Source organism: Streptomyces lonarensis (assembly GCF_012033735.1).
Classification (GTDB): Bacteria; Actinomycetota; Actinomycetes; order Streptomycetales; family Streptomycetaceae; genus Streptomyces; species Streptomyces lonarensis.
This window is the reverse complement of record NZ_JAAVJD010000042.1, coordinates 24756-31076: the sequence shown is the minus strand read 5'-3', so window position 1 is coordinate 31076 and position 6321 is coordinate 24756. Positions and strand designations below refer to the sequence as shown.

General features: G+C 76.3%; 6 protein-coding genes. All 6 read left to right on the top strand.

Annotation, left to right across the window (positions count from 1 at the left end; genetic code table 11):
* Positions 1–151: 151 nt before the first annotated feature.
* A complete protein-coding gene (locus HCN56_RS08450) occupies positions 152–1033 on the top strand; it encodes a phytanoyl-CoA dioxygenase family protein (protein WP_167968878.1) in 882 nt (293 codons plus the stop codon).
* Between the two features lie 522 nt (positions 1034–1555).
* A complete protein-coding gene (locus HCN56_RS08445; protein ID WP_167968877.1) occupies positions 1556–2758 on the top strand; it encodes an FUSC family protein in 1203 nt (400 codons plus the stop codon).
* A 233-nt stretch (positions 2759–2991) separates the two neighbouring features.
* Complete coding sequence (locus HCN56_RS08440) at positions 2992–4059, top strand: acyl-CoA dehydrogenase family protein (protein WP_167968876.1); 1068 nt, start codon at positions 2992–2994, stop codon at positions 4057–4059.
* Positions 4056–4823: a PIG-L deacetylase family protein gene (locus HCN56_RS08435; protein ID WP_167968875.1), complete on the top strand. Its 768-nt coding sequence runs from the start codon at positions 4056–4058 to the stop codon at positions 4821–4823. The genes HCN56_RS08440 and HCN56_RS08435 overlap by 4 nt, the downstream gene beginning before the upstream one ends.
* Positions 4820–5446: an SAM-dependent methyltransferase gene (locus HCN56_RS08430; protein ID WP_167968874.1), complete on the top strand. Its 627-nt coding sequence runs from the start codon at positions 4820–4822 to the stop codon at positions 5444–5446. Before HCN56_RS08435 ends, HCN56_RS08430 begins: the two co-directional genes overlap by 4 nt.
* Positions 5443–6159, top strand: coding sequence for a glycosyltransferase family 2 protein (locus HCN56_RS08425; protein WP_167968873.1), 717 nt, complete (start codon positions 5443–5445; stop codon positions 6157–6159). Before HCN56_RS08430 ends, HCN56_RS08425 begins: the two co-directional genes overlap by 4 nt.
* Positions 6160–6321 lie beyond the last annotated feature (162 nt).

Below are 6321 nucleotides of genomic sequence, written 5' to 3'. Positions count from 1 at the left end.
GTACCCGGTGGCTGCCGAGGCCGCGGATCGGTCGGCGCCCTCCTGGAGCTGGAAGAGCGAGCCGAAGGGGCGTTCCGCGAGCGGCAGCCGCCTCGGACGCCCACCACCGCACAGCCGGACATCACCGAACTCAAGGATGGGGAACCCGCACATGTCTGCACCCGGCACCGCCGCGCTCGCCGAGACCTACCGCGAGAACGGTTTCGCCGTCGCCGAGCACCTCTTCGACGCCCGCGAGGTCTCCGAGCTCAACGACGCCATCACCGAGATCCTGAACGTCGACGACATCGGCGCCGTGGCCGAGGTGGAGCCGGGCGACAACGGGATGGCCCGCCGGATCTGGTCGCCCACCAAGCAGCACCAGGCGTTCGAGCGGGCCTCCGCGCACCCCCGCCTGCTCGACCACGTCGAGGCGCTGATCGGCCCGGACATCCTGTTCCACTACAGCAAGCTGCACCTCAAGGCCCCGCAGGTCGGCAGCGTGGTGGACTGGCACCAGGACTTCGCCTACTACCCCCACACCAACACCGACCTCGTGACGGCGCTCCTCTACCTCGACGACACCACGACGGAGAACTCCGCGCTGCAGGCCGTGCCCGGCTCCCACCTGCGCGGCCTCGCCGACCACTACGTCGACGGGTTCTTCCGCGGGAAGGTCGCGGGGCCCGACGCACCCGAGGCGTCGGACGCGGTGGCCATCGAGGCGCCCGCGGGCAGCGTGGTCTTCATCCACCCGCTGCTGCTGCACTACTCCTCCCCCAACCGTTCCGACCGCTACCGCCGCGCCTTCCTCCCGGCCTACCGTGCGGCCGACGCCTTCCCCATCCACTTCGGCTCGCACGCCGGGCACAACGAGCCCGGCGTCAGACTGCTGCGCGGCAAGGTCTCGAACACGGCCCGCGTCGAGGCGGGGGCGTGGCGGCTGCCGCTCGCGGAACGCCCCTTCGGCTCGCTCTTCCAGCTCCAGGAGGGCGCCGACCGATCCGCGGCCTCGGCAGCCACCGGGTACGCCACCCTGGAAGAGGTGTCGTGACAGGTCGCTGACCACCGGCCGCCCATGGGGCGGTCACTCCTCACCCCGGCGGGGCGGGAGCCGCACCACGGCCCCCCCCCCCGCCGGCGTGTGCCTCCCCTGGTCGGCGACGCGGCACCGCTCGTATCCGCTCCCGCCGGCAGCGGGGTGCCGCAGCACGCCACCCCGCGGCGACCAGCGGACGCTGCCGCCCCGGCGCGCACCTCACCGACCGCCGCCGGACACCGTCCCGGCCCCGCCCACGAGGTCACCACCTCGCGCGCCCGCGCCGCGCGCCGGGGACGGGCTCATCCGGGCGTCCGGTCATCCGCTCCCCTGCCGCACGGAACACCGCAGGCATGACATGGCCGACGGAGGGCACGGGATGGGGCGAACGGGTGAAACCGGCCGCTCCGCCTGGAGCCTGCCGGTGGCCGGCGGCGCGGGCCCGGCGGTCCGCACGCGGCACCACCGCGGCGAGGCCCGGCGCCGCCGGTCCGCACCCGACCCGACCCACGACTGCGCGTACGAAAGGCGCGAGACATGAGAGAACGAGCCGCGAAGACGGCGGACTGGTTCCGCCGGGCCCTCAGTTCCAGCGGGACCGAGCGGGACACCGCCCTCCTGGTGATCAAGTCGACGCTGGCCGCGACCGCCGCCTGGTGGGTGGCCGAACAGGTGATCGCCGCGGAGTCCCCCGCGTTCGCCCCGTTCTCGGCGGTGCTGACGATGAACGTCACCATCCACCGGTCGCTCTGGCAGGCGGCGCGCTACACCGGTGCGGTGATCGCGGGCGTGCTGCTCCAGGCGGGGGTCGTCCTGCTGATCGGCCCGTCGCTGATCGCCTTCGTGGTGGTCGCCCTCCTCGCCCTCACCCTGGGTCGCTGGCCCGCTCTGGGCGAGCAGCGCTCCCAGGTCGCCACCGCCGCCTTCTTCGCCTTCTCGGCCTATCTGTCGGCCGAGTCCACGGTCGGCCGGGCGACGGAGCTGGGGCAGATCGTCCTGCTGGTCGTCGTCGGCTGCGGCTTCGGACTCCTGGTCAACCTGTGCGTCTTCCCGCCGCTGCGGTACCGGGGTGCGGAGCACGGGTTGCGGACGCTGGCACAGGAGCTGAGCACTCTGCTGGGCGACCTCGCGGACGGCCTGGACACCGGCGACGTGGACTCCGAGCGCGCGGCTCGGTGGTGCCGGCTCAGCGACCGCGCCCACCGCTCCCTGGCCGCGGCCCGTTCCGGCATGGAGACCGCCGAGAGCAGTCTGGCCCTGAACCCGCGCAAGCTGCTGCCCAGCCACCGGCCGCACCGCGAGTTCGCCCGCTACCGGCGGGTGCTGGGCGCGATGGAACGCGCCGTGCACCAGCTCGCCTCCCTCACCCGCAGCCTCCACCGCTGGCGGCAGGAGGAGAACACCTACTCGTACTCCGCCGCGCTCACCGCCTACGCACGGTTCACCGGGACGCTGCGCGCCGTGACCGACCTGCTGACCGAGCTGGACGCCGACCGGCTCGAGGAGCAGTCCGCCCGGCTGTGCGAACTGGCCGGCGAGGCGGAGAGCGCCCTGCAGGAGGTGACCGCCTCGGCCCGCGAGCACGATCTGCCGCTCGCCGACCCGTCACGGCCCTACGGCGTACTGATCGTGGAGGCGGCCCGGCTGATGGAGGAGTTCCGGCTGACCGCCGACGCGCTCACCTCCCGCGCCGGGGACGACGCCGCCGCGCTGCCGGCCGGTGACGCCACCGGCCGCTGACGGCCCCACCGGGGGCCCGGCGCGGTGCGGGCCCCCGGTGGGGCGCGGTGCGGTGCGGAAAACGAAGCTGTCCGGGCCGGTCCGCGAAGGATTGGCGCACGGCGGCGCCGAACCGTTTCTGCACTCCACGGCCGGGGCACCCGCCACCAGCGAAGGCGGCCGCACGGCCGGGCCCGCGCCGGCGGCGCGGGCCCGGTACCGGGCGGTGACCGCCGGCGGAAGGAGGCCACATCATGCGTGAGACCGTCGGCGTCCCGACGGACGAACGGGAGGAAGCGGACGCGGTGACGCCCGAGACCCCGGACATCCTGCTGCGACGGTCCGCCCGGACCTTCACCCGGACCGTGGACGACCTGCCCGAGGGCGACGAAGCGGCGCCCCTCCCGGGTGGCGGTCGCACCGACCACCGCTTCGCCCTGCTCGCGGACGCGGCTCGCGAGGACCTGGGGGCGGCCCGCCTGCTGGAAGGGCACCTGGACGCCCTCGCCATCCTGGCGGAGCTGGACGCGGAACCCGCACGGCGCGGCCAGTACTGGGGCGTGTGGGCGGCGCAGCCCCCGGGCCCCGGCCTCACCGCGGTGCGCCACGGGTCGCAGTGGCTGCTGAGCGGTCTCAAGCGCTACTGCTCGGGCGCCCGGAGCTGCACCCACGCGCTGGTCACCGCCGCGACGGAGGACGGCGACCGGCTGTTCGCCGTCCGCACCGGTGTCCTGGGGCCCGGCCAGGGGCCGCGGGAGAGCCGCGGCTACCGCCCCGTCCCCGGCACCTGGCCCGCCATCGGCATGGCCGGGAGCGACAGCCTCGACGTGCGCTTCGACAACCTCCCGGGCGCCCCGGTGGGCGAGCCGGGCGCCTACGTGGACCGGCCGGGCTTCCACCACGGCGGGGTGGGCGTCGCCGCGTGCTGGCTCGGCGGGGCCCACGCGGTGGCCCGGGTGCTGCGCGAGCGGGCCGCCCGCCGGTCGGACGCGCTCACCGACGCCCACACCGGGGCGGTGGACGTGCGGCTGTACGCGGCAGGGACCGCGCTCACCCAGGCGGCGCACGAGATCGACGCCGACCCGCTGGACGCCACCCGCACCGCCGAGGTGCGCGCCTTGCGAATCCGGGCGCTGGTGGCCGACACCTGCTCGGCCGTCCTCGACCACGTCGGGCGCGCCACCGGCGCCGGCCCGCTGAGCCACCATCCGCGCCATGCCCGCGCCGCCGCCGACCTGACCGTCTACGTGCGGCAGCACCACGCCGAGCGCGACCTCGCTGCGCTCGGCGCCCTCATCGCGGGCAACGGAGCGGGCCGGTGACGTCGCCGCTGCCGGAGCGGCAGCCGGCGGACCTGATCCAGGCGCCCGGCACCCCGGAGTCCAGCTGGCGGTCCTGGGAGCGGTGGCCGCACTTCCCCGCCTTCCCGCTGCCCGACGCCGGCCGGGTCGTCGTGGTCGCCGCCCACCCCGACGACGAGGTGCTCGGCGTCGGCGGCGCCCTGTGCCTGCTCGTGGAATCCGGGGTGGAGCTCACGGTGGTGACGCTCACCGACGGCGAGCGCTCCCACCCGGACAGCCGGCGGATCACCCCGGCGGAGCTGGCCGAGGTGCGGGCGGGCGAGCTGCGGCGCGCGCTGGCCGCGCTGGGTGCGGCGGACGCCCGTGCTCTCCGGCTCGGGCTCCCCGACACCGCCGTCGCGCGGCACGAGGAGGAGCTGGCGCACCGCCTGGTGCCGCTGCTGCGGGACACCGCGCTCTGCCTGGCACCGTGGGCGGAGGACCGGCACGGCGACCACGAGGCCGCCGGCCGCGCTGCCGCGGCCGCCGCCGCGGTGACCGGCACGGCGTGCGCGTACTACCCGGTGTGGATGTGGCACTGGGCGCGCCCGGGGGACCCGCGCGTCCCGTGGGACCGCGCGGCGCGGATCGACCTGCCGCCGGCGGCACGCGCCGCCAAGGCCGCCGCGGTCCGCTGCTTCACGAGCCAGATCGCGGACCTCGGTCCCGACCCGGCGGACGCCGCCGTCCTGCCGCCCGAGGAACTCGCCCATCACCTCCGAGACACGGAACTGGTGCTCCGATGAGCCGCTCCCCCACCCCGGACGAGTACTTCGACGCCATGTACCGCCGAGCGGAGGACCCGTGGGGGCTGGCGGAACGGTGGTACGAACGCCGCAAGTACGCCCTGACGCTCGCCTCGCTGCCCGGGGAGCGCTACCGGAACGCGTTCGAGGCCGGCTGCTCCGTCGGGGAGCTGACCCGCGGTCTGGCGGGACGCTGCGACCGGCTGCTGGCGTGCGACCGGGTCGCCGCCGCGGTGGGAACCGCACGGCGCCGCACGGCGGAGCTGCGCGGCGTCACGGTGGAGCGGCGGGTGCTGCCGGAGGAGTGGCCGGAGGGCCGCTTCGACCTGGTGGTGCTCTCCGAGGTGCTCTACTACCTCGACACCTCCGCCTTCGACGTCCTGGTCCGCCGCGCGGTGGAGTCCCTCGAACCGGACGGGGCGCTGGTCACGGTGCACTGGGACCACCCGGTGGCGGACCACGTGATGCGCGGCTCGGAGGTCGCCGACCGCCTCGCCGACGCGCCGGGGCTCGCGCTGCTGGCCGACCACCGCGAGGAGGACTTCGTCCTGCAGGTGCACCAGCGGCCGGCGCTCGGCCGCCGGCGTCCGCCGAGCGTCGCTGCGCGCGAGGGCCTGGTGTGAGCGTCGCCGCACTCGCCGTCGTGGTACCCGCCCACGACGAGGAGACCCTGCTGCCCGTCGCGCTGGCCGCGGTGGCGACGGCCGCGCGTCATCCGGCCCTCGCCGGTACACACGCCGAGACCGTGGTGGTCGCGGACGCCTGTACCGACCGCACCGCGGCCGTCGCCCGCGCCGTGGGGGCCCACGTCGTCACGATCGACCGCCGCAACCCCGGGGCGGCACGCGCCGCGGGGGTGCGCGCGGCGCTGCGGCGCTGCGGGGTGCCGGCGACGCGGCTGCGGGTCCTCACCACGGACGCCGACAGCATCGTGCCCCCCGGCTGGATCGCCCACCACCTCGGGCACGCGCGCGACGGGTGGGACGCGGTGGTGGGCACGGTGGCCCTTCCGGCCGGGTCGCCGCTGGCCGAGCCGCACCGGGTCCGGTACGAGGCGGGGCGCCCGGCGGGGCACCGGCCGTGGGACCACCCGCACGTGCACGGCGCCAACCTGGGGTTCGGGGCGGCCGCCTACCTGGCGGTCGGGGGTTTCCCACCGGTCGTCAGCGGCGAGGACCGGGCCCTGGTCACCGCTCTCGTCCACGGCGGGCACCGGGTGCTGCGCACCGACGGCTGCCCGGTGCTGACGTCGCCGCGGCTGCGCGCCCGCGCGGTCGACGGGTTCGGCGACTACCTGGCGGCGCTTCCCGCGGCGGGCGGCGCGGCCCGCCCCTGACCCGGGCACGGCAGCGCGCCGGGCGCCGTCGTACCGACGGCGCAGGCCGAGGGCCGCGGGTGTCCGCCCGTGCTGCGACGCCGCCCTGCGCCGTTCGGGTGGTGCGCGGCCACAGTCGGATTCGACGTGTGAAGCGTACTCGGCAGGGAACTCGACGGGCCG